General features: G+C 66.2%; 23 protein-coding genes. 17 read left to right on the top strand and 6 right to left on the bottom strand.

Features of this window, described 5'->3' with window-relative positions; all coding sequences use genetic code 11:
- The first annotated feature begins 8 nt into the window (after positions 1-8).
- The 6 genes from FXF75_RS03580 (at position 9) to nadC (ending at position 6,416) form a co-directional block, all read left to right on the top strand.
- Entirely contained in the window at positions 9-653 is a 645-nt protein-coding gene (locus FXF75_RS03580; protein ID WP_163520163.1) for a bacterio-opsin activator domain-containing protein, read from the top strand.
- A gap of 110 nt (positions 654-763) precedes the next feature.
- Positions 764-1,057: a HalOD1 output domain-containing protein gene (locus FXF75_RS03585; RefSeq protein ID WP_163520164.1), complete on the top strand. Its 294-nt coding sequence runs from the start codon at positions 764-766 to the stop codon at positions 1,055-1,057.
- A gap of 72 nt (positions 1,058-1,129) precedes the next feature.
- On the top strand, positions 1,130-2,710 hold the full coding sequence (locus FXF75_RS03590) for an amidohydrolase (RefSeq protein WP_163520165.1): 1,581 nt from the start codon (positions 1,130-1,132) through the stop codon (positions 2,708-2,710).
- 232 nt (positions 2,711-2,942) lie between these two features.
- On the top strand, positions 2,943-4,076 hold the full coding sequence (gene nadA, locus FXF75_RS03595; RefSeq protein ID WP_163520166.1) for a quinolinate synthase NadA: 1,134 nt from the start codon (positions 2,943-2,945) through the stop codon (positions 4,074-4,076).
- Complete coding sequence (locus FXF75_RS03600; RefSeq protein ID WP_163520167.1) at positions 4,073-5,617, top strand: L-aspartate oxidase; 1,545 nt, start codon at positions 4,073-4,075, stop codon at positions 5,615-5,617. Before nadA ends, FXF75_RS03600 begins: the two co-directional genes overlap by 4 nt.
- Complete coding sequence (nadC, locus tag FXF75_RS03605; RefSeq protein ID WP_375335517.1) at positions 5,604-6,416, top strand: carboxylating nicotinate-nucleotide diphosphorylase; 813 nt, start codon at positions 5,604-5,606, stop codon at positions 6,414-6,416. The genes FXF75_RS03600 and nadC overlap by 14 nt, the downstream gene beginning before the upstream one ends.
- Before the next feature lie 2 nt (positions 6,417-6,418).
- Here the strand turns inward: nadC and FXF75_RS21970 are convergent, their stop codons facing one another.
- Together FXF75_RS21970 and gpmI are read right to left on the bottom strand one after the other, a co-directional pair.
- On the bottom strand, positions 6,419-6,580 hold the full coding sequence (locus tag FXF75_RS21970) for a hypothetical protein (protein WP_205427159.1): 162 nt from the start codon (positions 6,578-6,580) through the stop codon (positions 6,419-6,421).
- A gap of 76 nt (positions 6,581-6,656) precedes the next feature.
- Positions 6,657-8,174: a 2,3-bisphosphoglycerate-independent phosphoglycerate mutase gene (gpmI, locus tag FXF75_RS03610; protein WP_163520169.1), complete on the bottom strand. Its 1,518-nt coding sequence runs from the start codon at positions 8,172-8,174 to the stop codon at positions 6,657-6,659.
- A 171-nt stretch (positions 8,175-8,345) separates the two neighbouring features.
- Here gpmI and FXF75_RS03615 point away from each other — a divergent pair, with 171 nt between their 5' ends.
- From FXF75_RS03615 to FXF75_RS03625, 3 genes are all read left to right on the top strand, one after another.
- Positions 8,346-9,731 carry an NAD(P)/FAD-dependent oxidoreductase gene (locus tag FXF75_RS03615; RefSeq protein WP_163520170.1) on the top strand — a complete coding sequence of 462 codons (1,386 nt, stop codon included), beginning with the start codon at positions 8,346-8,348 and terminating at the stop codon, positions 9,729-9,731.
- 81 nt (positions 9,732-9,812) lie between these two features.
- Positions 9,813-10,562: a proteasome assembly chaperone family protein gene (locus FXF75_RS03620; RefSeq protein ID WP_163520171.1), complete on the top strand. Its 750-nt coding sequence runs from the start codon at positions 9,813-9,815 to the stop codon at positions 10,560-10,562.
- Positions 10,563-10,743: 181 nt separating this feature from the next.
- The gene (locus tag FXF75_RS03625; RefSeq protein WP_163520172.1) at positions 10,744-11,535 is read left to right on the top strand and encodes a hypothetical protein; all 792 of its coding nucleotides are present in this window, start codon (positions 10,744-10,746) and stop codon (positions 11,533-11,535) included.
- Positions 11,536-11,625: 90 nt separating this feature from the next.
- Here the strand turns inward: FXF75_RS03625 and FXF75_RS03630 are convergent, their stop codons facing one another.
- The gene (locus FXF75_RS03630; RefSeq protein ID WP_163520173.1) at positions 11,626-12,219 is read right to left on the bottom strand and encodes a DUF6149 family protein; all 594 of its coding nucleotides are present in this window, start codon (positions 12,217-12,219) and stop codon (positions 11,626-11,628) included.
- Between the two features lie 105 nt (positions 12,220-12,324).
- On the opposite strand from FXF75_RS03630, the gene FXF75_RS03635 reads away from it, so the two are divergent.
- Positions 12,325-13,566: an NAD(P)/FAD-dependent oxidoreductase gene (locus tag FXF75_RS03635; RefSeq protein ID WP_163520174.1), complete on the top strand. Its 1,242-nt coding sequence runs from the start codon at positions 12,325-12,327 to the stop codon at positions 13,564-13,566.
- A 33-nt stretch (positions 13,567-13,599) separates the two neighbouring features.
- Here the strand turns inward: FXF75_RS03635 and FXF75_RS03640 are convergent, their stop codons facing one another.
- On the bottom strand, positions 13,600-14,946 hold the full coding sequence (locus tag FXF75_RS03640) for a PQQ-binding-like beta-propeller repeat protein (RefSeq protein WP_163520175.1): 1,347 nt from the start codon (positions 14,944-14,946) through the stop codon (positions 13,600-13,602).
- A gap of 74 nt (positions 14,947-15,020) precedes the next feature.
- Positions 15,021-15,305 carry a hypothetical protein gene (locus tag FXF75_RS03645; RefSeq protein WP_163520176.1) on the bottom strand — a complete coding sequence of 95 codons (285 nt, stop codon included), beginning with the start codon at positions 15,303-15,305 and terminating at the stop codon, positions 15,021-15,023.
- A gap of 106 nt (positions 15,306-15,411) precedes the next feature.
- Here FXF75_RS03645 and FXF75_RS03650 point away from each other — a divergent pair, with 106 nt between their 5' ends.
- From FXF75_RS03650 to FXF75_RS03680, 7 genes are all read left to right on the top strand, one after another.
- The gene (locus tag FXF75_RS03650; protein WP_163520177.1) at positions 15,412-15,648 is read left to right on the top strand and encodes a cell surface protein; all 237 of its coding nucleotides are present in this window, start codon (positions 15,412-15,414) and stop codon (positions 15,646-15,648) included.
- 138 nt (positions 15,649-15,786) lie between these two features.
- Positions 15,787-16,029, top strand: coding sequence for a hypothetical protein (locus FXF75_RS03655; protein ID WP_163520178.1), 243 nt, complete (start codon positions 15,787-15,789; stop codon positions 16,027-16,029).
- 161 nt (positions 16,030-16,190) lie between these two features.
- Complete coding sequence (locus FXF75_RS03660; RefSeq protein ID WP_163520179.1) at positions 16,191-16,604, top strand: hypothetical protein; 414 nt, start codon at positions 16,191-16,193, stop codon at positions 16,602-16,604.
- A 196-nt stretch (positions 16,605-16,800) separates the two neighbouring features.
- Positions 16,801-17,325 (top strand): SPW repeat protein, encoded by a 525-nt coding sequence (locus FXF75_RS03665; RefSeq protein ID WP_163520180.1) that lies wholly within the window; start codon positions 16,801-16,803, stop codon positions 17,323-17,325.
- 109 nt (positions 17,326-17,434) lie between these two features.
- Positions 17,435-17,968, top strand: a complete 534-nt coding sequence (locus FXF75_RS03670) for a DUF5815 family protein (RefSeq protein ID WP_163520181.1) — start codon at positions 17,435-17,437, stop codon at positions 17,966-17,968.
- A gap of 107 nt (positions 17,969-18,075) precedes the next feature.
- Positions 18,076-18,297, top strand: a complete 222-nt coding sequence (locus tag FXF75_RS03675) for a hypothetical protein (RefSeq protein WP_163520182.1) — start codon at positions 18,076-18,078, stop codon at positions 18,295-18,297.
- A 218-nt stretch (positions 18,298-18,515) separates the two neighbouring features.
- The gene (locus FXF75_RS03680; protein WP_163520183.1) at positions 18,516-20,327 is read left to right on the top strand and encodes a hypothetical protein; all 1,812 of its coding nucleotides are present in this window, start codon (positions 18,516-18,518) and stop codon (positions 20,325-20,327) included.
- Positions 20,328-20,722: 395 nt separating this feature from the next.
- On the opposite strand, the gene FXF75_RS03685 is transcribed toward FXF75_RS03680, so the two are convergent.
- The gene (locus FXF75_RS03685; protein WP_163520184.1) at positions 20,723-21,136 is read right to left on the bottom strand and encodes an Lrp/AsnC family transcriptional regulator; all 414 of its coding nucleotides are present in this window, start codon (positions 21,134-21,136) and stop codon (positions 20,723-20,725) included.
- Positions 21,137-21,173 lie beyond the last annotated feature (37 nt).

A 21,173-nucleotide genomic window follows, 5' to 3' on the forward strand; every position in this document is an offset into this window, starting at 1 on the left:
GCGAGGACATGAGCGTCATCGCGGAGTTGTCCGTCCCCGTCGAGGAGTTTCCCCTCGGCCGGGCGCTCGCGGCGACGCCCGACATGGAGATAGAACTCGACAGAATCGTCCCGACGGGCGACGGTGTCCTGCCCTTCTTCTGGGTCTGGGGCGACGACGTGGAGACGTTCGTCTCGGAGTTGGCTGACGAGAGCGGCATCGACGAGGTCGCAATGCTGGACCGGGTGAGCGACGGCGCACTCGTGCGCGCGACGTGGACCGACGAACCGGGAATCGTCGAAGCCATCGTCGAGTCCGAGGCGACGCTGCTGGAGGTGGCCCGCCGCGACGAGGTCTGGAAGTTTCAACTCCGGTCGTCCGACCGGGAGTCGGTCGCGGGCATTCAGCGATACGCCGCCGACAACGACATCGACCTCCGACTCGACTGGATTCACACGCTCACGGAGGTCGAAGCGGGCGACCAGTACGGCCTGACCGGCCAGCAGCGCCGGACCATCGTCGCCGCCTTCGCGGCGGGGTACTTCGACGAACCCCGCGGGACGACGCTCGAAGAACTCTCGGAGGAGTTCGACATCTCCCCGCGGGCGGTCGCGAAGCGAATGCGTCGGGGCCTTCGGAATCTCGTCGCGGCGACGCTCGTCGGCGAGGAGTAGCCCCCATTTAAAGACGTTCAGAAACGAACCAGATAGGGTACCTCCCCGGAGTCCTACCTTCAGGTAGCGAATCCTCCCGGAGAGACGTACTCCGCGAGACCGAGTTATTCATGAGCGAGAACCAATCAGCGGCACGTCGCGGGACGGTACTGAGTTACGAAGTGAACGAAGACGAACGGACGAGCGAGGGAGTCGTCGCGGCCGTGGCGGCGGCCGCCGACGCCGACCCGGTGCAGATGGACCCGCTGGCGGCGACCATCGACCCGGACGCGCTGGACGCGCTGTTCGCGAGCCACCACGACGGGACGCCTCGGAACGCCGGGCGCGCCCAGTTCTCCTTCTTCGGGTACGAGGTCGTCGTGAGCGGCGAGGGGTGCGTTACGGTACTCGACCCGACCTCGTAGCCGAACTCCTCTGTCGGCCGCCCGGTCGCCGGTTCCCCAACGGTTATCGCCTCTCCGACGCACGTCTCGGACATGACCGCGGCGGCAGACTACATCTTCACGAACGCGGAACTCCACACGCTCGGCGACCCCGACGAGGTCGCCGAGGCGGTGGCGGTTCGGGACGGCGAAATCGTACGAGTGGCCGACGCCTACGAGGTCGAATTTCTGGAAGGCACCGAGACCGAGGTGGTGGACCTCGGTGGACGGGTCCTCCTGCCTGGTTTCATCGACGCCCACACCCACCTCCAGCACCTCGGGCGCTCGCTGGTGTACGCCGACCTCGCCGAGGCCGACTCGCCCGCCGACTGCGTGGCCGCGCTCCGGGAGTCCGGGGACGACCGCGACGGACCGTCCGACGAGTGGATTCTGGGCTTCGGCTACGACGAGAGTACGTGGGCGGAGTCCCGGTACCTCACCCGCGAGGACCTCGACCAGGTCTCCGAGGAGCGTCCGGTCGCGGCGTTCCGCGAGGACATGCACATCGCGGCGGTCAACTCGGTCGCGCTCGACCGACACGCCGCCGAGATGCCCGACGACGACGTGCGGACCGAGGGCGGCGACCCCACCGGCGTCGTCGTCGAGGAGGCGGTGGACGTAATCTACGAGACCATCGAACCCGACGCCGAGGAGATGCGCGAACTGCTCGACGCCGCCCAGCGCGAGGCCCACCGGAAGGGAGTCACCGGCGTCCACGACATGGTTCGCCAGTCGCGCGCCCCGGCGGTCTACCGCCGGATGGAACTCGACGGTGACCTCGCGCTCCGGGTGCGACTCAACTACTGGTCGGACCACCTCGACGCGCTGGTCGAGACCGGTCTCCGGACCAATCACGGGAGCGAGTTCGTCCGGACCGGCGGCGTCAAGACCTTCACCGACGGGAGTCTCGGGGGGCGGACCGCGAAGCTCTCGGAACCCTACGCCGACGCCGAGGTCGCGGACGAAGACGGTGCGGGCGACCCCGAGGAGGCGACCGGCCAGTGGGTCGTCTCGCCCGAGGAACTCCGGGACCTCGTCGCCGAGGCCGACGGCGAGGGCTTCCAGTTGACCGCCCACGCCATCGGCGACGAGGCGGTGGACGAGGTCCTGTCGGCCTACGAGGCGACCGGCGACCCCGCGAGCGCGCGCCACCGGGTCGAACACGCCGAACTGACCGACGACGAGGGCGTCGAGCGATTCGCCGAGACTGGGGTCGTCGCCTCGGTCCAGCCGAACTTCCTCAAGTGGGCGCGGGAGGGCGGTCTCTACGACGACCGACTCGGGACCGAGCGCCGGAAGCGGTCGAACCGCTACGCCGACCTGCTGGAGGGGGGCGCGAACCTCGCGTTCGGGAGCGACTGCATGCCGCTGGACCCGCTGTTCGGCGTCCACCAGACGGTCAACGCGCCCGAGGAGGGCCAGCGCCTCTCCGTGACGGAGGCGCTCCGCGCGTACACCCGCGGCGCGGCCTACGCCGGATTCGACGAGGACCGACTCGGTACGATAGCGGTCGGGAAGAAGGCGGACTTCACGGTGCTGGAGCGGTCGCCGTGGGACCACTCTGACGACATCGAGAACATCGACGTGGCGCTGACCGTCGTGGACGGCGACGTGGTGTACGACGGGCGGAACTGAGCTTTTCGCGCGCTTCGTCTCTCGGATTCTATCCCTTCGGGGCCTGATTTTTGTCTTTTTTATCTACCACCCAGTGGTAAATAGAGGATATTCAAATTCGGACGCGTTCTTCATCGGCCAGAATTCACTCACAACCAGGTACAAACGCAAATGAAGTTCACCGAGTGGCTATGAAGAGAAAATATTTTCAATACTGTCCGTCGAAGTCTGTGACAACCGCAGGTGGCTTACTGTGCCAAAAATGGAAACGGCGGACATCGAAACCGACCTGAGCCTCTTCAAGTACGACAACCTCGAACAGTTACCCGAGGCGTACCGGGAACTGGAGGAGGGAGAGCGACGGGACCGAATCGAGGCCGCGAAAGAGGAGTTGGGCGACGACCTCGTCGTTCTCGGCCACAACTACCAGCGCCGCGAAATCGTGGAACACGCCGACTTCGTCGGCGACTCCTACCAACTCAGCGTCGAGGCCGCAGAGGCCGACGCGGAGTACGTCGTCTTCGGGGGCGTGACGTTCATGGCCGAGTCCGCGGACATCATCACCGACGACGACCAGACCGTGATTCTGCCCTCGATGGAGGCGTCGTGTCCGATGGCCGGGATGGCCGAGGCCCTGCAGGTGGACGCCGCGTGGGCCGAAATCACCGAGGCCGCGCCCGACGCTGACATCGTGCCAATCACGTACATGAACTCGTACGCCGACCTGAAAGCGTTCTGCGCCGAACAGGGCGGGGCGGTCTGCACCTCCTCGAACGCCCACGAGGTGTTCGAGTGGGCCTTCGAGCGCGGCGACAAGGTGCTGTTCCTCCCCGACAAGCACCTCGGCGAGAACACCGCCCACCGCCTCGGCATGGCCGAGTCCGTCGCCGAGTGGGACCCGTGGGACCCCGAAGGGAAGGACGCCGCGGAGGTCGCCGAGAGCGACATCATTCTCTGGGACGGCTACTGTCAGGTCCACGAACGATTCGGGACCGACCACGTCGAGCAGGTCCGCGCGGAGTACGACGACGCCAACGTCATCGTCCACCCCGAGTGCCGCCGAGAGGTCGTCGAGGCCGCCGACGTGGCCGGGAGCACCGCGACCATCTGCGAGACAGTCGCGGAGGCCGACCCGGGCGAGACGTGGGCTATCGGCACGGAGATTCACCTCACGAACCACCTCCAGCGGTGGCACCCCGAAGTGAACGTCGTCCCCCTCTGCGGGGAGGCCTGCATGGACTGCAACGCGATGCGCCAGATAGACCCCAACTACCTGACGTGGGTGCTGGAGGAACTGGTCGCGGGCCGCGAGCGCAACGTCATCGAGGTCGCGCCCCGCGAGGCCGAACTGGCGAACGTGGCGATGGAGCGCATGCTGGAGATATGACCGGGGAGACGGATACCGCGACGGAGACCGACGTGCTCGTCGTCGGGAGCGGCGTCGCCGGTTGCTCGGCCGCGCTCGCGGCGGCCCGAGCGGGCGCGGACGTGTTGGTCGTGACGAAGGCGACCTGCCCCGAGGAGACGACCTCCCATTGGGCGCAGGGCGGAATCGCCACCACTCGAAGCGACCCCGAGTCGTTCGAGCGCGACGTGCTGGCCGCCAGCGCCGACACCGCCGACCACGACGCGGTCGAGGTGCTGGTCGAGGAGTCGCGCGACGCGGTCGAGGACGTGCTGGTCGAGACTCTCGACGTGCCCTTCGACCGCGAGGGCGGGGAGTTGGACTACGGCCGGGAGGCCGCCCACTCCGAACCCCGAATCCTCCACGTGGACGCCAGTACCGGCAAGCACGTCCTCGGCCCGTTCCTGAACTACCTCGACGACCACGAGCGCGTGACGGTTCGGTCCGACACCGCCGCGCTCGACCTGCTCACCGACGAGGGCAGGGTTCACGGCGCACTCGTAGACGGAGGCGGCGACGGAACCGACCCTGAACCCGTCTTCGCCGGGGCCACCGTTCTCGCCACGGGCGGCATCGGCGCGCTCTACGAGAACTCGACCAACCCCGAGACAGCGACCGGAGACGGCATCGCCATGGCCGCGCTCGCGGGGGCCGAAGTCGAGGACATGGCCTACGTGCAGTTCCACCCCACGGCCTACTCCGGCGACGACCCCTTCCTCGTCAGCGAGGCGGTCCGCGGGGAGGGCGCGATTCTGCTGAACGCGGACGGCGAGCGCTTCATGCCCGACTACCACGAGGACGCCGAACTCGCGCCTCGCGACGTGGTCGCCCGCGCGGTTGCCGACGAACGCGAGCGCACCGGCGAAGTCCTGTTGGACGTCTCCCCGCTCGACTTCGCCGCCGAGTTCCCCGACCTCGCCGAGAAGTGCGAGGCCCGCGGCGTAGACTGGAGCGAGGGGATTCCGGTCGAACCGAGCGAACACTTCCTCTGCGGCGGTATCGCGGTGGACGACCGCGGCCGGACCGACCTCGACCGCCTGTTCGCGGTCGGCGAGTGCGCCCGGACCGGCGTCCACGGCGCGAACCGCCTCGCCTCCACGAGTCTGCTGGAGGGACTGGTCTGGGGCCTCCGCGCCGGGGAGACCGCGGCCGGATTCTCGCCCGAGCGCGTCGAGGTCCCGGACCTGCGCGACAGCGACCCCGACCTCCCCTCGGGGTTCGCCCGCGAGAAGTTCGTCCGCCTGCGCCGAGTGATGGACGAGTACGTCGGCCTGCGCCGGACGCCCGAGGGACTGAAGCGGGCGACCGCGGTCCTGCGGCGACTCAAGGGCGAGGTGGACGCCTACACCCGGACCCGGACGAGTCGCAGTCTCTACGAACTCCGGAACGCCAGCGTGGTCGCCCTGCTGGTGGCCCGCGGAGCGACGGAGGCCGACCCCGTGGGGTGTCACGCGCTGGCTGACGAAGCGCCGGAGACCGACGACGCCGACTCCGAGGAGGTCGATGCCCGTGCGAGTGACTGACCGGAAAGTCGAAGAGTGGCTTCGGGAGGACGTGGGCCACCGCGACGTGACCAACCACGTCCCCGGCGAGACGACGGGGCGACTCGTCGCCAAGCAGTCGGGCGTCGCCGCCGGACTCGACGCCGCGACGGCCGTCTTCGACTATCTCGACGTGGGGTGCGAGGCGACCGTCGCGGCGGGCGACCGAATCGAACCGGGCGACGTCCTCCTCGAAGTCGAGGGGGCCGCGGAGTCGGTCCTCCGGGGCGAGCGCGTCGCGGTCAACGTCACCGGCCACGCTTCGGGCGTCGCGACGAAGACCCGGCGGGCGGTCGATGCGGCCCGCGAAGTCAGCGACGACGTGGCGATAGCCGGGACGCGGAAGACCACGCCGGGCCTGCGCGGGGTCGAGAAGCGCGCCGTCGCCGCGGGCGGCGGCGACACCCACCGCCTGACGCTCTCGGGGATGGTGATGGTCAAGGACAACCACGTCGCCGAGATGGGACTGGAGAGTGCGGTCCGCCGCTTCCGCGCGGAGAAGTCGTTCGCGACGAAAATCGAGGTCGAAGTCGAGCGCCCGGCAGACGGGGTTCGCGCCGCGGAGGCCGGGGCCGACATCGTCCTGCTCGACAACATGCCCCCCGACGAGGTCCGAGAGAGCGTCGAGATGCTCCCGGACGGCGTGCTGGCGGAGGCCAGCGGTGGCATCGAAATCGAAGACGTGCCGGCGTACGCCGCGACCGGCGTGGACGTGATTTCGATGGGGTCGCTGACCCACTCGGCCGACGCGCTCGACCTCTCGTTCCGGACCGGCGAGTAGAACTACTCGGCGTCTTCGTCCGGCCGGTGTAGGTCGGTCTCGGGTGGGTCCTCGGCCGAGCGATAGAGGTTGACGCCGAGACCGACGACGAACGCCAGCAGTCCGGTGACGACTATCCAGAGCAGGTTGGGATGCCCGAAACCGACGTGAAGCGGCGGGAACATACCGCGTTCTTCGAAGTCGATGACCCAAATGCGTTCGGACTCGGACCGGGGGCTGTCGCGCCGCCGACGCGTTCGACTACTCCAGCAGGTTCTCGCCGGTCATCGCTTCGGGTTGCTCCACGCCGACGAGCGACAGCAGCGTCGGCGCGACGTCGCAGAGCGACCCGCCCTCTCGGACGCGCTTGCCGCCGTTATCGCCTTCGGGCGTCAGATAGACGAACGGAACCGGATTGTAGGTGTGGGCGGTGTGGGGGTCCTCCAGGGTGCCCATGTCGTCGGCGTTGCCGTGGTCGGCGGTGACGAGGACGTGCCCGCCCGCGGCCTCGACGGCCTCGACGAGTCGCGCCAACTGGGCATCCACGGCTTCGACCGCTTGCACCGCGGCGTCGAAGTCGCCCGTGTGGCCGACCATGTCGGGGTTCGCGTAGTTGAGGACCAGCACGTCCGGGTCGTCGCTCTCGACGGTGGCGATGGCGGTGTCGGTGACCTCCTCGGCGCTCATCTCGGGTTGCTGGTCGTAGGTCGGCACGTTGGGACTCTCCACGATTTCGCGGCGTTCGCCCTCGAACTCGACCTCGCGGCCCCCGTTCAGGAAGTAGGTGACGTGGGCGTACTTCTCGGACTCGGCGATGCGGAGTTGGGTGAGGCCGCGGTCCGAGAGGACCTCGCCCAGCACGTCCTCGGGTCGGTGGGGCGGGAACGCCACCGGGAGGTCGAACTCTTCGTCGTACTGGGTCATCGTGGCGAGTCGAATCTCCGGGGGGTCCGTCTCGAAGACCCAGACCGGGTCGATGTCCGCGAGTATCCGCGTCAACTGGCGCGCGCGGTCGGCCCGGAAGTTGAAGAAGAGGGCCGCGTCGCCGTCGTCCATCGCGGGGCCGCCTTCCACGAGGGTCGGTTCCACGAACTCGTCGGTCTCGCCGCGCTCGTAGCTCTCTTCGACCGCTTCGACCGCCGAATCCGCGGAGTACTCGGCGTCGCGGTTCACGATGGCCTCGTAGGCCCGACGGGTTCGCTCCCAGTTCTGGTCGCGGTCCATCGCGTAGTACCGCCCCGAGACGGTCGCCACCTCGCCGGTCCCCTCGCGGTCGATTACCTCCTGCAGGTCGCCGAGGAACGCCGCGCCGCTCTTCGGCGGGGTGTCCCGACCGTCGGTGAACGCGTGAGTCACGGCGTCCACGCCGCGCTCGGCGGCCAGTTCGACGAGCGCGTAGAGGTGCTTCTGGTCGGAGTGGACCCCGCCCTCGCTCACCAGTCCCATGAAGTGGACCCGACCGTCGTTCTCGTCGGCGTACTCGAACGCCGAGTCGATGGCGTCGTTCTCGCCAAGTTCGCCGTTCTCGATGGCGTCGGAGATGCGGGTGTACTCCTGTCGGACCACCCGGCCCGCGCCGATGTTGAGGTGGCCCACCTCGCTGTTGCCCATCTGGCCCTCGGGCAGGCCGACGCGCCGCCCGGTCACGTCGAGCGTGCCGTACGCCCCCGCGTCGGCGAACCGGTCGAAGTTCGGCGTGTCGGCGGCTTCGATGGCGTTGCGTCCGCCATCCTCGCTTCCGAGACCCCAGCCGTCGAGGATTATCAACGCGGCCTTCATGGGCGAACGGAAGGCGTCTTGTCGTAACTACTCTTCGCTTGGCGAGAAATCGGCCGGTCGGTCCGAGGGTTCGGCCGGCCAGTCGTCGTCTCGGACGGGCGGCACGTGACAGGAGACGGACAGCCGGAGCGTTCAACAAGACCTTTGGCCGACCGCGGTGAACGCTGTGGTATGAAAGGTGTCGTCGGTGGGGGAATCGCGGGTCTCGCGGCCGCCTACCGCCTCCAGCAACACGGTCACGACGTGCAGGTCTTCGAAGCCAGCGACCAAATCGGCGGTCTCGCCGCGGTGTACGAGACGAAGGGCGACCCGATAGAGAAGTTCTACCACCACCTCTCGGCGACCGAGGAGACCATCGTGGACCTCATCGAAGAGTTGGAACTGGAAGACGACCTCCAGTGGCCCATCGGGAAGAACGCCTACTACACGGACGGAACGGTCTATCCCATGGACAAGCCGTGGGAGATTCTGGCGTTCCCGCCGCTGAGCGTCTACGACAAGTTCCGACTCGGGATGCTCACGCTCGACGTGGACGTGCGCGGCGGCGTCCCGAAGTTCGACACGTACGAGAGTCTGGAGACGTTCGACGACCAGTCGGTCAAGGAGTTCGCCATCGACCACACGACCCGGAACGTCTACGAGAGCTTCTTCGACCCCCTCCTCGACGGAAAGTTCGGCGACCGCAAGGAGGACGTGAGCGCGGCGTGGTTGCTCGGCCGCATCAAGTTCCGCGGCGAGCGCGACATCCTCAGAGGCGAACCGCTGGGCTACCTCGAAGGCGGGTTCGGCCGCTTGCTCGACGCGCTGGTGGAAGCGGTCGGCGAGGAGAATATCACCACGAACGCCCGCGTGACCGACCTCGACCTCGAGGACGGGGCGGTCAGCGAGATGACCGTGGACGTCGCGGACGCTCCGGCCGCCGCGGAAGGGCCGGAGGCCGAAGCGGAGGCCGACGGCGGAGCCACCACCGAGACCCACGATGTGGACGACGTGGTGGTCGCTGCGATGCCCAACGTCCTCGAAGACCTCTGTGGCTACGAGTGTGACATCGACTTTCAGGGCGCGGTCTGCGCGCTGATAACGATGGACGAACCGCTCACCGACACGTACTGGCTCAACATCGGCGACGACGCGCCCTTCGGCGCGCTCGTCGAGCACACCAACTACATGCCGCCCGAGAACTACGGCGGGGACCACCTGCTGTACGTCGCCAGCTACATTCAGGACTACGAGGAGGACCTCTGGCAGATGGACGAGGACGAAGTCGAGGACCTGTGGCTCGGCCACGTCGAGGAGATGTTCCCCGAGTGGGACCGCTCGCACGTGAAGGAGTTCCGCCTCGCGAAGAACCCACGCGCCGCGCCCATCTACGAGCGGGGATACCTCGACATGGTGATTCCCTACGACCTCTCGGCGGACGTCGCGGACGGTCTCTACTACGCCGGGATGGCGAGTAGAGCGCAGTACCCCGAACGGAGCCTGAACGGCGGTATCGTCGCGGGCTACGAGTGCGCCGACCGCATCGCGGGCCGCAAGGAAGTCGTTCGGCCAGAGTAGACCCCCGAGTGGGCCGACCCGGTCGGTCGTCGGAGACGGCGTGGCAATCAGCGTTATGCCCGTCCCGGCCGACGATTCGATATGGCACACGTCACTGTCGAGAAGCCAGGACTCTCGTTAGACGCGCCGACGCTCGTCGACGGGTTGCCCGGCGAAGGGTTAATCGGGAAACTCGTGACCGACCGTCTCGTCAGTGAGTTCGAGATGGAGTACTACGCGGGCGCCTACTGCGAGGGCGTGCCCCCAGTCGCCGCCTACCGGGCGGGCGACTCGGAGGTCCGTCCCGGGATACAACTGTACGCCGACGTCGACCGCGACCTGCTGGTACTCGTCAGCGACATCCCGGTTTCGACCTCCAGCGCCCCGGCGTTCGCGGGGTGTCTCACCGACTGGCTCCGCGACAACGACGTGACCCCGATTTACATCAGCGGTCTCTCGAACGCAGGGACGGACGACGAGGACGGGTCGAGAGCGCTATACGGACTCTCGATAGGAGACGGCGACCGACTGCTCGACGAGGCCGACGTCGCCGAACCGGAACACGCTGGCATGGTCACGGGACCGACGGGCGCGCTCCTCAATCGAACCAGCGACGAGGACATGGACGGGGTGGGACTGCTCGTCGAGACCGACGGCTCGTTGCCCGACTACGACGCCGCACAGGTCGTCCTCGAACGCGGTATCGAACCGATAGTTGGAATCGACGTCGATACGGAGGCGTTCAGCGCCGACGCCCACGAACTGTCGGCGGTCGCCCAGTCGGCGCTCCAACAGCTCGGCGGCGACGGCGACGGGAACTCCCGCGCGCAGCCGACTCCGACGTTCTACTAACGGAAGACGGAACTGACGAAACGGCAGAAAACGGGCGACTATCGGGGCGGTCCGGCCGAGCGTGCGGTGACTGAATCGGCGCGAATCTCGGAGTCGGAATCGGCCGAGCGGAACCGCCACGCCGCCGAAAAGGCCCAGAATACTTTTCCGCGATTTTCACGTATCTTCGCTGGGGAGAACCATGAGTAGTATTCTGTCACAGGAGTCGCAGGAAGGGGGAACGAAACGAACCGGCAGCAGCGGGAGCAGTTCGCTGATGGACGCGTTCGAGGTGAAGATGGAAGAGCCAACCGGACACTCGTCCGGGTCGGGCGGGAACGGCACGGTCGGCCCGTACTTGGTCGTGGACCTCCGTGCGTTACTCGGTCGGATAACCGGGAGCGGCGGCGGCGGCAGTAGCGGAATGAAAGGGACCGTCGAGAGTGCCGCCGAGGAGACGCTCGAAACGGCGGCGAAAGACGCCGTGAAGAAGACCGTCGGAAGTAGCGGCGGCGGTGGAAGCGAGAGCGGTGGCGGCCGAAGTAAAAGGAGCAAAAGCGGAAAGAGTAGCGACGGTGGCGGAAGCGGTATCCTCACGAAACTGTTCCTCGTCGGCGCAGTCGTCGGCCTCGGCTACGTACTGCGAAAGCGGTCGGGGTCGGTCGAAAAGGCAGTCACCGAAGCGACCGACCGCGCCCGCGACGTCGCCGACGAAACGCAGATGCGTTCGGGCGAGGTCGCACAGCAGACCGAGTCGGCCACCGGAGAGGTCGCCGACCAGATTCAGGAGACCGGTGAGACGGTCGCCGACGAGGCCGCCGAGCGAGTGCGCGAGAGCGGGGAGATGGCCGCCGACCGCGTTCAGGAGGGCGGCGAGAAGGCGGCCGAGGAAATCGAGGAGACCGCCGAGACCGCCGAGGAGAAGGCAGAGGAATCCTCGGACGGGTCGAACGAGGGCGGCGAAAATCAGGGGAGCGAGCAGAGCGGACAGTGACGGTCGTCCCGTCCCGGTAATCGAGGCGAACCGGATTTCACCGACCCGACCACGGTTCGGTCGAAGCGACGCTCGTCCGAGTAGCGTCGATTACGCCTCGGCGTCCTCGTCGCTGACGCCCGGCGCGTCCGTGACGTTCACGTCCGTGGGTTCGTCCTGACCGCCGACGTGGACGTTACCCTCCTCGTCCTCGACGTACACGTCGTCGGCGAACCCGCCTTCCGCGTACGGGTGCTCGGGTTCCTCCAGTTTCTCCGGCGTCGAGGGCGCGGCCGGGAGACCGGCGGGCGGTCCGAACTCCCCGAGCGGGTCGTCGATGGTGATGCCGTGGCGCTCGAAGAAGGTCTCGTAGCGGTCGTAGTGGTCGCCGAGTTCGTCCACGGGGAACTCCATCATCTCGGTCCAGCCGTGGTTGTAGAAGTCGAAGTTGGCTTGGACGTGCGTTATCTCGCGGGCCTCGGCCTCGGGCGCGCCCTGCTGGAGCGCCGCGAGGTAGGTGTCCATCGTCGCATCGAAGAAGGCGTCGAGGTGTTCCCGGCGCTCCTCGCGGTGGTCGGGGTCGGCCTTCCCGAGGAAGATGCGGGTGTGCATGTCCACGAGTTTGTTCTTGACGAGGTCCGAGACCACCGGCAGTTCCAGCGCCTTCCGGGACGCGAAGTGGCGGACGTTCTGTTTTATCTTCATCGTGAAGGGATTGGGACGCGACGCCCAAAAGCCCGTCCGTTCGTGAATCGCACCCACGATTTACAGATAGCAACCCACTTTAACCCCGAAGATGAAGTTCCGGTTATGAGCGAGTCGTACGTGATAATCGGTGACGGGGTTGCGGGCAGTTCCGCCGCGGAGACCATCCGCGAGGAGGACCCGGAAGCCGACGTATCCGTCATCACAGACGAAGGTGAGGCGCTGTACAACCGCATCCTCATCAAAGAATTCGCCAAAGGAAAACTCCCCGAAGCGCCGATTTCCATCCACGAAGAGGACTGGTACGCCGAGCGGGACATCGACCTCGAACTCAACACGTTCGTCACGGACGTAGACCCGGACGCTCACGAGGTTCACACCCACGACAGCGGCACGTTCGAGTACGACAAGCTGCTCGTCGCCACGGGTGGCACGCCGACTCAGCTTCCGGTGGACAACAGCGACGCCGAGGGCATCCATCACTTCTGGACGTTTCAGGACGCCCGCAAGATTCAGGAGCACGCGGACGAGGCCGACACCGGCGTCGTCGTCGGCGCGGGCCTGCTCGGCATCGACCTCGCGGCGGTCTGTGCCGCACAGGGCGTCGATGCGAAGTACATCATGCGGGGCAACCGCTGGTGGCGCTACGGCCTGAGCCTCGACGGCGCGGAGATTATCCACGACGCGCTCGAAGAGAAGGGCGTCGAACCGGTCCTCGAGAGCGGCGTCGAAGGCTTCGAGACCGACGACGACGGTCACGTCGTCTCGACCATCGACGCCAACGGCGAGGAGTACGAGAGCGACTTCGTGGGCGTCGCCATCGGCCTGAACTTCAACACCGAGTACCTCCAAGGCACGGGCATCGAGGAGGACAGCGGCATCGTCGTCGACGAGTACATGCAGACCAACGTCGAGGACATCTACGCGGCCGGTGACATCACCCGGTACTACGACACCATCCTCGACCAGTACGCGCAGAACGGGTCGTGGGGCAGTGCCAAAGAACAGGGCCAAATCGCCGCGAAGAACATGGTCGCCGACGGCGAGGAAGAGGAGTTCCGTTGGGTCTCCTCGTACTCCATCACCCACTTCGACTTCCCGTTCCTCAGCTTCGGCTTCCCGACGCTGGGCGACGACGAGTGCGAGCGCAAGTACAGCGACACCGAGTGGCGTCGCCTCGCGTTCAAGGACGGTAAACTCGTCGGCGGCGTCCTCATCGGCGACATCGCGCCGCAGGGCCGGTACAAGGACCTCATCCGGAAGGAGGCCGAGGTCGCCGACCAGAAGGAGGTCCTGCTGGAGAAGGATTTCGACCCCGACGAACTGGCGATTCCGCAGGAACAGTAGGTCGTCCGATACCGCCTCGTTTTTTCGACGTGCTCAGTCGCCCCTTAGCGTCGTGACTCCGCCACCGTCGGCCACCACTACCGTCTCGTCGGCGAGAACGGGTCCAGAAGCGCCGTGTTCACCGATGTCGTGCGCACCGAGTCGTTCGCCGGTCTTCAGGTCGAACCGGAGCAGTCGGGTCGAACCCCGCACTCGCTGGTACTCACAGACGTACGCCTTCTGTCCGGCTATCGTCGGTAGCGACAGGGAGAGCAGTTCCGGCGAAGTCGGTTCGAACCGCCAGCGCGTCGCTCCGGTCTCCGTGTCGATGGCCCACATCGCGTCCGCGTTTTCGAGGTGTCTGGACTCTATCGCCAGCAGGACGCCGTCGCTCAGTGCGCCGGCGGTGAACCACGCTGGGGCGTGAGTGCGTCCGTCCCGTTCGACCAGCGCGGTCCGACTCGACGTCGTCGTCCACTGGACGTCGCCCGACGCCGCGTCGAGCGCGAGCAGTCGTCCGCCGAAGGTCGTGACCAGCACGCGGTCGGCGTCCGCGACTATCCGCCCGCGGACGGCGTCGGTAATTGCCGAGTCGGGAGCGTCGTTGTTCGGATGGAAGTACTCGGACACGTCGCCTCTCCACGCCTCCGCGCCGGTTCGGGCGTCGAGGGCCAGCAGTTCGCCTTCGGTGCCGACGTTGTAGACGAGGCGGCCGCCCGTCACCGCGGGGTCTCCCCGGACAGACCGGGAGAGCGTTCTCTCCCAGCACCGTTCCCCGGTCGCGGCGTCGAGAGCGTAGACGCGCTCCCCGTCGTGGCCGACGTACTCGGTCAGGTGGACTAACCCGGCCGCAATGGTCGGGTTCTCGCGCTCGCCGACCGCGCGGGTCCAGCGTTCGCTCCCGTCGGCCGCGGCGAGCGCGGTGACGACCGTTCCCGACTCCTCGGTGGTCGTCGCGTGAAACACGGAGTCGCCCATCGCCACGGGACTGGTCGAGCGCTCGTCGTTGCGAAATCGGACCTCCCAGTCAGAGCGCCCGTCTCGGATATCGTACGCCCGGACGAACTCGACTTCTGCCGCCCGGTTTCCGGTCGCGAGGAAGACCCGGCCGTTCGCCACCACCGGGCGGGCATCCTCTCGAATCTCGAACGCTCGGTGCCAGCGTTCCACGAGCGGGCCTGTCGGCGCACTCGCGGCGGGGACCGACCGGGTGTTGCCACGGTCGGAGTGGGGCGACGGCCACTCGGTCGGAGCGGCGGTCAGCGGTGTGGGGTCGCAGTCGCCACCGTTCGAGAAGCGCCCGTAGAGGCGACCGCCTGCGAGTCCAAGTCCGGTCGCTCCGCCCCAAAGCGCCAGTAACCGTCGACGCGATAGTTCGACGGTCGAATCTCCGGAGGGCATCGGTTTCCCGCACTAACGTCAGGAGGATAAGTATTTCTCTGTCGTCGTTTCGGCGAGGACTTCCGACTCCGATTCTATCGCGCGAACCACGAATCGTCCGGAATGTCGTACCCCTCTCTCTCGCAGATGTCGCGGCCGAGCGACCGCACCGACTGCTCCTGCGGGAGGGTCTCGGACTTGCGTATCGACCGCTTCAGGTCGTCCGCGAATCGGTCCACCGCCGACTCCCCGCCGAGCGCGCGCATCGCCTCCAACGCCGCTCGGTACTCGTGGTCCTCGGGCGAGGACCCCGAGCGCTCGTCGAGTTTCTCGTCCGCGAGTGCGGCGATACGCCGGAGATGAGTGTCTACGCTGGCCATGCGTCGGCAGACGTCCCGGACGCCCAAATCCTTGGTCGCCGCGCGGTATCGGAAGAGACGGGATAGTCCCCAACGTTGTTGTAGGTGGAACCGTTACCCGACGTACATGCCCCAACTCGAAATCGCCCTGTCGGACGACGTAGACATGCAGATTGACCAACTCGTCTCTCAGGAGGAGTTCGTGGACCGTCAGGAGGCCCTCGAGGAGATACTCTCGCTCGGCATCAAGGAGTACCAGACCACGATGGAGACCGACACCCGCGACGAGATGGAGTTCGCCGACGAGATGATGGAGACTACCGAGCGCTCGCTGGGCGACGAAGACGACGCCTATCGCTTCTGACTCTCCGTTTCGACGTTCTCTTCGGACCGATTCGTTTCTGATGCCCGCGTTCGGGAGGTACATCTATCGACGGCGCCGGTTGGTTCCGCTCGCCAGAAGGTTTAAGATTCTGTGAGTCATTTGGTACCGTGTAGCATAATGTCCTCGAACACGACTTCCGGAGCAGAGGGTGACGGGCGAACCCTCCACCTCCGCCCGACGACGACCGTCCCGCCCGGCGCGCCCGTCCGACACTTCGACGAGTTACCCGAGACCGCCAAGCAGTTGGTAGCCGAGTACGACGACCGAACGACCGTCACGGTGACGCCCGAACTCGCCACCGAGTTCGCGGACGAACCGGTAGTCGTGTTCTCCGAGTATCTGCGGGTCGAACTCGCCTGAGTCCGGACCCCGTCTGATTTCGGTTTCGTCCGCGTCAGAACTCACCCGAGAGTCGCCAGCGGCGGCGACGCAGGTCGGCCCAGACCGAACACGCCACTCCGATTCGAGGTGGTTGACTCCGGACCGAAGGCGTTTTGGCCGCCACGGGCCGAGAAAGGGATATGAACGGAAGCGGCGAGATGACTCTCGCCTTCGAACTCTCGGCGCTGGAGGAGTTGGCCGAACCCGGCACGGTGTTCGACGACGCACGCAGGTGGAGCAAGTACGTCGGCGTCGTCTCGGACAAGCCCACCTACGTCGTGACCAACTTCACCCGGAAGAACCGCATCCGACAGGACTTCTTCTCCGGGCCGAAGGGGAAAGGCGAGAGCCTCGAGAGTGTCCGCGAACAGTTCGACACCGACCGCCACGTCTTCGTCGGGACGACCGATGCGGACCGAGACCTCGCCGAGGACCACGAGTGGGAGTTCCTCGACGTGAGCGAGGCCGCCGAGGCCGCCGACTGGCAACTCGCCGAGGAGACCGACGACGAAAGTGCCGCGGTCGAAGAAGACCAGCGCGACGACTGGCCTTGAACCGGCGACGGTCTCGGGAGTAAACGCCGATTACGATTCCTCGGGACGGGTCCGACTCCGAGATGGTCGCACACCGACCGAGTGCTTTAGTTTCGAACCGGGACGTTCTCACGTAATCGTTCGGTAACTTTCGAACGGTTCGAACGACTGCTGTTGCTTATCCGTCTGACACGACTACGTCGAGTCGGAGTGACCCATGGTAGACAACGACCCGTACGACGGTGACCACGACGAGGACGAAGTCGGTTTCGAAGACGAGGATGCAGAGTACGACGACACGGAGTACGTCGAAACGCTCGACGAGAACCCCGAAGAAGAGGGGAAGTGGACGGCGGGACTCAACGTCCTGCTGGGACTCTGGCTGATAGCCGCGCCGTTCGTGTGGGACGCAATCGTCGCCGGAGAGATATGGGCCGACGGTGCACTCGACGGTGTACTCGCCGCGAACCCGTGGAACGGCATGATAGTCGGCGCGGCGATAGCGGTCCTCGCGGCGTACAACTACTACGAGGCCGCCAACGAGGAGGCCATCAGCGTCGGCGTGGCGTCGCTGGTCGCACTGCTCGGTCTCTGGATGATAGTCGCCGCGTTCTTCTTCGAGACGGTCAGCGTGCTGAGTTTCTGGAACGACGTCATCGTCGGAGCGCTGGTCGCCGCGCTCGCGGGCTACAACATTTACACTGCCCGCGACGTCGAGACGACCACGACGACCGAGACGTGAGGTCGGTCTCGTCCGCTGCCGTCTTCTTCAGTTGCGTTCGGTACCCGCGTCCGAGTCACCGGTAGCGGTAGTCGCGGCCTTTAAACACCCGAGAGCCTAAGCGCCTCGCATGGCAGAACCGCGCGTTCCGGGTGGTCGGGGGGCCGAAATCGACCTCCCCTGTGGTGAGTCAGTACACGTTCACGACCTCGACATGGGCATGCGCGAGTACGAGTGCGCGTGCGGCGAGAGCCACGCGGTCGTGACCGACGTACACCCGCCGTCCCGGTTCGTCCCCGAGTTCCTCGTGGACGTTCTCCGGGCGACTATCGACACCGACGACGATTTGGGCGAGTTCGGCACGCCCCACGTCATGGGCGTCGTGTTGGAGGAGTTCCCCGAGGAGGTCGTCAGCGAGAACGTCGAGGAGGACCAAGACGTGGGCTACACGCTCGTGTGGGTGACCGACTTCGACTCGCGTCGCCTCCACGAAATCGTAGTCGAACTCCTCGTGGAACTGATGGAACACGCCGTCAGTCACGCCGACGACGACAGTGCGATGGCCCAGTTCGAAGACGACATGCTCGACTTCGACGTGACGGAGTTCGTCGAGCAGTACCGGCGCGAACGCGACTTCTCCGGGCCGCACGACCAAGCGGTCTGAGACCGGTGGTCGCCGAATTGTATCAGACTATTCAATCCTCGAATAATCGTCTGACGCTCGTCTGACTGAAGATTAAGTGGTAATCACTCGCATACCGGAACGGACGCATGGCCCACTGCGCGAGGGAATACGACCGGATTCGAACCGTCCTCGCCGAAGCCGACGCCGACGAACCGTTGACCGCGCGCGAAATCCTCCAGTTGCTCGAGGCTCACGGCGAATCGTTCGAGAGTGCCCACAGCGTCGCCACCATCCTCGGACGGCGCGCCCGCGACGGCGACGTGACAGTCATTCGGTCGTCGCCGTATCGGTATCGGTTGGAGGCGTAGCGCGAACGACTGCCGAGATAAGCGTCGGTTACCCTCCTCCGAGTCACGTCTGGATTTGGTGACGACCTCGGAGTCGTCTCCGGGAGGTTAGTTTCGGAGAAATTTACGTACGTACTACACGAATTATCATAAAATTTCGTCTTCGTTTCGGGAGTCGAGCTCGAGTAGCCGCTGATTAACTAACTCTAACCGAGACAATTCTCAAATCGGTCTACACCATGAGACAAACTACGGGAGACGACGCTTCGGACTCGAACCGAAACGACCGCTTGTCGATGGACCGCCGCCGACTGCTACAGGCCGCTGGCGTCGGAATCGGTGGACTGTCGCTCGCCGGATTCGCCGGCGAAGTGGCGACCGCTCAGACCGACTGCGCCGACGGTCCCTTCGAGCGGACGTACACCGGCGCGACGGTGAACCTCGGACAGATTCGGTCCGAGCAGGCACGCGGGGAGACGCCCGGTTCGGTCGCCGCGTCGAGTCCGGGCGGCGACGAGGCCGCGACCGACCTCCGTCGGGCCGCCAGCGACGCAGAGGGACGACAACCGCCCCGGAAGGCCGCCCAAGAGTCGAACGTCGAGGACCCCGGTCCGCTGGGCGTCAGGGCCGAGTACGACGGGGTGAACGCCGGCGAGACGCGGGGCGGCGTCCCCTCGGACTCGCAGGTCGCCGCGGGCGACGGGAAGGTCCTCCACGCCCTCAACCGGCAGGTCGCCATCTTCAACAAGCAGGCCGGGCGACGCGAACACCAGTTCCCGCTCGAACGGCTCTGGGAACCGGTCATCACGGAACCCGAAGGCGGGTTCGTCTACGGCGCACCGTTCGTGTTCGACCCGCGGGCGCGCTACGACCGGGAGTCAGACCGATTCGTCGTGGCCGCGACACAGTACGAACCCGGTCTGACGACCGACGGCGAGATTATCGACCGCGAGGAACTCGAAGAGGGCGAGTTGGAGGACGAACAGGTGAGTCGGCCACCCCGGGGCTGGTGGATGGTCGCGGTATCGGCCACCAGTAACCCGAACGGCGACTGGTACGTCTACCGAATCCCGCCGATTCGCAACGAGGGGCTGGTCGATTATCCGACGCTCGGACTCGACCGCGACGCCGTCTACCTCGCCCAGAACTTCTTCGGCGACGTGTTCGAGGTGACGATGGTCGCGCTGGACAAGGCCGCGATGTACGCGGGCGAGGACGTGACCGGGAACCACTTCACCGGGATGAGCGACCCGAACGCCGACGGCCAGACCTTCACGGTGCAACCGGCGCTCCAACCGTCCTCGGGCGGGAGTTCGGGGACGTACTACCTCGTGAACAGCGACTTCCCCACGCCGAGTTCCGGAACGCTCACGCTCTGGGAACTGACCGACCCGGTCGGCGACCCGACGCTGGAGTGTTTCACCCTCGACGTGGACCCCTACAGCTATCCGCCCGCGGCCCGCCAGAAGGGCGGCGACGAGACGGACTACGTGGACACGCTCGGCACGCGCCTGATGAACGCCGACTTCGACGACGGGTCGCTGTGGACCGCACACACCATCCAGTACGACTGGGACGGCGACGGGCGGGCGGTCGCGGCGATTCGGTGGTACGAAATCGACGTGGCCTCGCGGTCGGTCGTCCAGAGCGGCGTCTACGGCGAACCGGGCACCTCCTACTACATCCCGACGGTCGGGGCCGACGACGGTACGGCGGTCATCGCGCACAACGTGAGCGGTCCCGACACCTACATTCAGTCGGTCGTCGCGGGCCGGACCGAGGACTTCCCGGCGGGGCAACTGGAGGACGCGCTGGTCGTCCAAGAGGGCGCGTCGAACTACGACTTCGGCGAGGGCTTCGGCACCGTGGAGAACCCCCTGCGGTGGGGCGACTACAACGGCGTCTCGGTGGACCCGCAGTCAGGCCGGTTCTGGACCGTCAGCCAGTACTCGCCCGAGACCGAGATTCCGTCGGAGGCCGAGGAACGCGACCCCTATAACACCCGCATCGCCGAGGTGAGCTTCGACGCCAGTTCGAACAGCGGTAACTGAGGACCGTCGAATCCGCCGACGCTCGACTTCGAATCGCTCGTTTTTCGGCCCGTGAAACCGCAGCGGTCGAGAGGCTTCGCCGGTTGGTCGCGCGCGGATTCTCCCCGTTCACCCGGCGCGTGCGGGCGCGGTCTCGTGCCGCGCCCGTCCGCGCGAGGGACGAGCGAGCGACGCGAGCGAGGAGGTTGGGGAGGTACGAGGCCGCGGTTGCGGTGCGTACGCGGCGGTGAGGTAACTCCGTTGCTCAAGCGTGTAGCTAGCTTCTTTCGTCCGACCACATCCGCCTGACCGAATCGTTCGTCTGACCACATCTCTCGTCTGACCACACACCTTCGAACTTCCGATACGTTCGCGGAGCTACGAACTACGCCCTACGAGACGGACAGACGACGAACCTATCCGAGTTTCTCGTCCAGAATCAGTCGCGTCTTCGTGTTCACTACTTCCTCCAGTTCGCGCGCCTTCGTGATGAGTTGGTTCACGCTCTGGGTGTCGGCCGCGTCCACGACCAGCACGATGTCCTCCTCGCCAGAGACCTGCCAGACGAAGTCCACCTGCTCCCAGTCGGCCACGCGCTCGCCGAGGTCGGAGGTGTTGACGTCCACCGCCACGTCGAGTTCTATCATCGCCTTCACGTTGCCGGTCTGGGTAGCGATGGTGAATCGCTCGATGACTCCCTCGTCGGTCATGCGCTCGACGCGATTGCGAACCGTTCCCTCGCTGGTCCCGACCTGCTCGGCGATTTCGGTGTACGGTTTTCGGGCGTCTCGACGTAAGATGCTCAAGATTTCGCGGTCCAGTTCGTCCATCGAGATGCGTAGATAGACGGGGACCCCACTTGACGAT

It is taken from the genome of Halorussus sp. MSC15.2 (assembly GCF_010747475.1).
In the GTDB taxonomy this organism is placed as follows: domain Archaea; phylum Halobacteriota; class Halobacteria; order Halobacteriales; family Haladaptataceae; genus Halorussus.

Coding starts and splice junctions, on each gene's coding strand:
- FXF75_RS03680 (WP_163520183.1), top strand. CDS start 18,516: ATGAGACAAACTACGGGAGACGACGCTTCGGACTCGAACCGAAACGAC.
- FXF75_RS03650 (WP_163520177.1), top strand. CDS start 15,412: ATGCCCCAACTCGAAATCGCCCTGTCGGACGACGTAGACATGCAGATT.
- FXF75_RS21970 (WP_205427159.1), bottom strand. CDS start 6,580: ATGTTCCCGCCGCTTCACGTCGGTTTCGGGCATCCCAACCTGCTCTGG.
- FXF75_RS03685 (WP_163520184.1), bottom strand. CDS start 21,136: ATGGACGAACTGGACCGCGAAATCTTGAGCATCTTACGTCGAGACGCC.
- FXF75_RS03635 (WP_163520174.1), top strand. CDS start 12,325: ATGAGCGAGTCGTACGTGATAATCGGTGACGGGGTTGCGGGCAGTTCC.
- FXF75_RS03630 (WP_163520173.1), bottom strand. CDS start 12,219: ATGAAGATAAAACAGAACGTCCGCCACTTCGCGTCCCGGAAGGCGCTG.
- FXF75_RS03580 (WP_163520163.1), top strand. CDS start 9: ATGAGCGTCATCGCGGAGTTGTCCGTCCCCGTCGAGGAGTTTCCCCTC.
- FXF75_RS03645 (WP_163520176.1), bottom strand. CDS start 15,305: ATGGCCAGCGTAGACACTCATCTCCGGCGTATCGCCGCACTCGCGGAC.
- FXF75_RS03655 (WP_163520178.1), top strand. CDS start 15,787: ATGTCCTCGAACACGACTTCCGGAGCAGAGGGTGACGGGCGAACCCTC.
- FXF75_RS03660 (WP_163520179.1), top strand. CDS start 16,191: ATGAACGGAAGCGGCGAGATGACTCTCGCCTTCGAACTCTCGGCGCTG.
- FXF75_RS03590 (WP_163520165.1), top strand. CDS start 1,130: ATGACCGCGGCGGCAGACTACATCTTCACGAACGCGGAACTCCACACG.
- gpmI (WP_163520169.1), bottom strand. CDS start 8,174: ATGAAGGCCGCGTTGATAATCCTCGACGGCTGGGGTCTCGGAAGCGAG.
- FXF75_RS03585 (WP_163520164.1), top strand. CDS start 764: ATGAGCGAGAACCAATCAGCGGCACGTCGCGGGACGGTACTGAGTTAC.
- FXF75_RS03625 (WP_163520172.1), top strand. CDS start 10,744: ATGAGTAGTATTCTGTCACAGGAGTCGCAGGAAGGGGGAACGAAACGA.
- FXF75_RS03600 (WP_163520167.1), top strand. CDS start 4,073: ATGACCGGGGAGACGGATACCGCGACGGAGACCGACGTGCTCGTCGTC.
- FXF75_RS03640 (WP_163520175.1), bottom strand. CDS start 14,946: ATGCCCTCCGGAGATTCGACCGTCGAACTATCGCGTCGACGGTTACTG.
- FXF75_RS03615 (WP_163520170.1), top strand. CDS start 8,346: ATGAAAGGTGTCGTCGGTGGGGGAATCGCGGGTCTCGCGGCCGCCTAC.
- FXF75_RS03665 (WP_163520180.1), top strand. CDS start 16,801: ATGGTAGACAACGACCCGTACGACGGTGACCACGACGAGGACGAAGTC.
- FXF75_RS03675 (WP_163520182.1), top strand. CDS start 18,076: ATGGCCCACTGCGCGAGGGAATACGACCGGATTCGAACCGTCCTCGCC.
- FXF75_RS03620 (WP_163520171.1), top strand. CDS start 9,813: ATGGCACACGTCACTGTCGAGAAGCCAGGACTCTCGTTAGACGCGCCG.
- FXF75_RS03670 (WP_163520181.1), top strand. CDS start 17,435: ATGGCAGAACCGCGCGTTCCGGGTGGTCGGGGGGCCGAAATCGACCTC.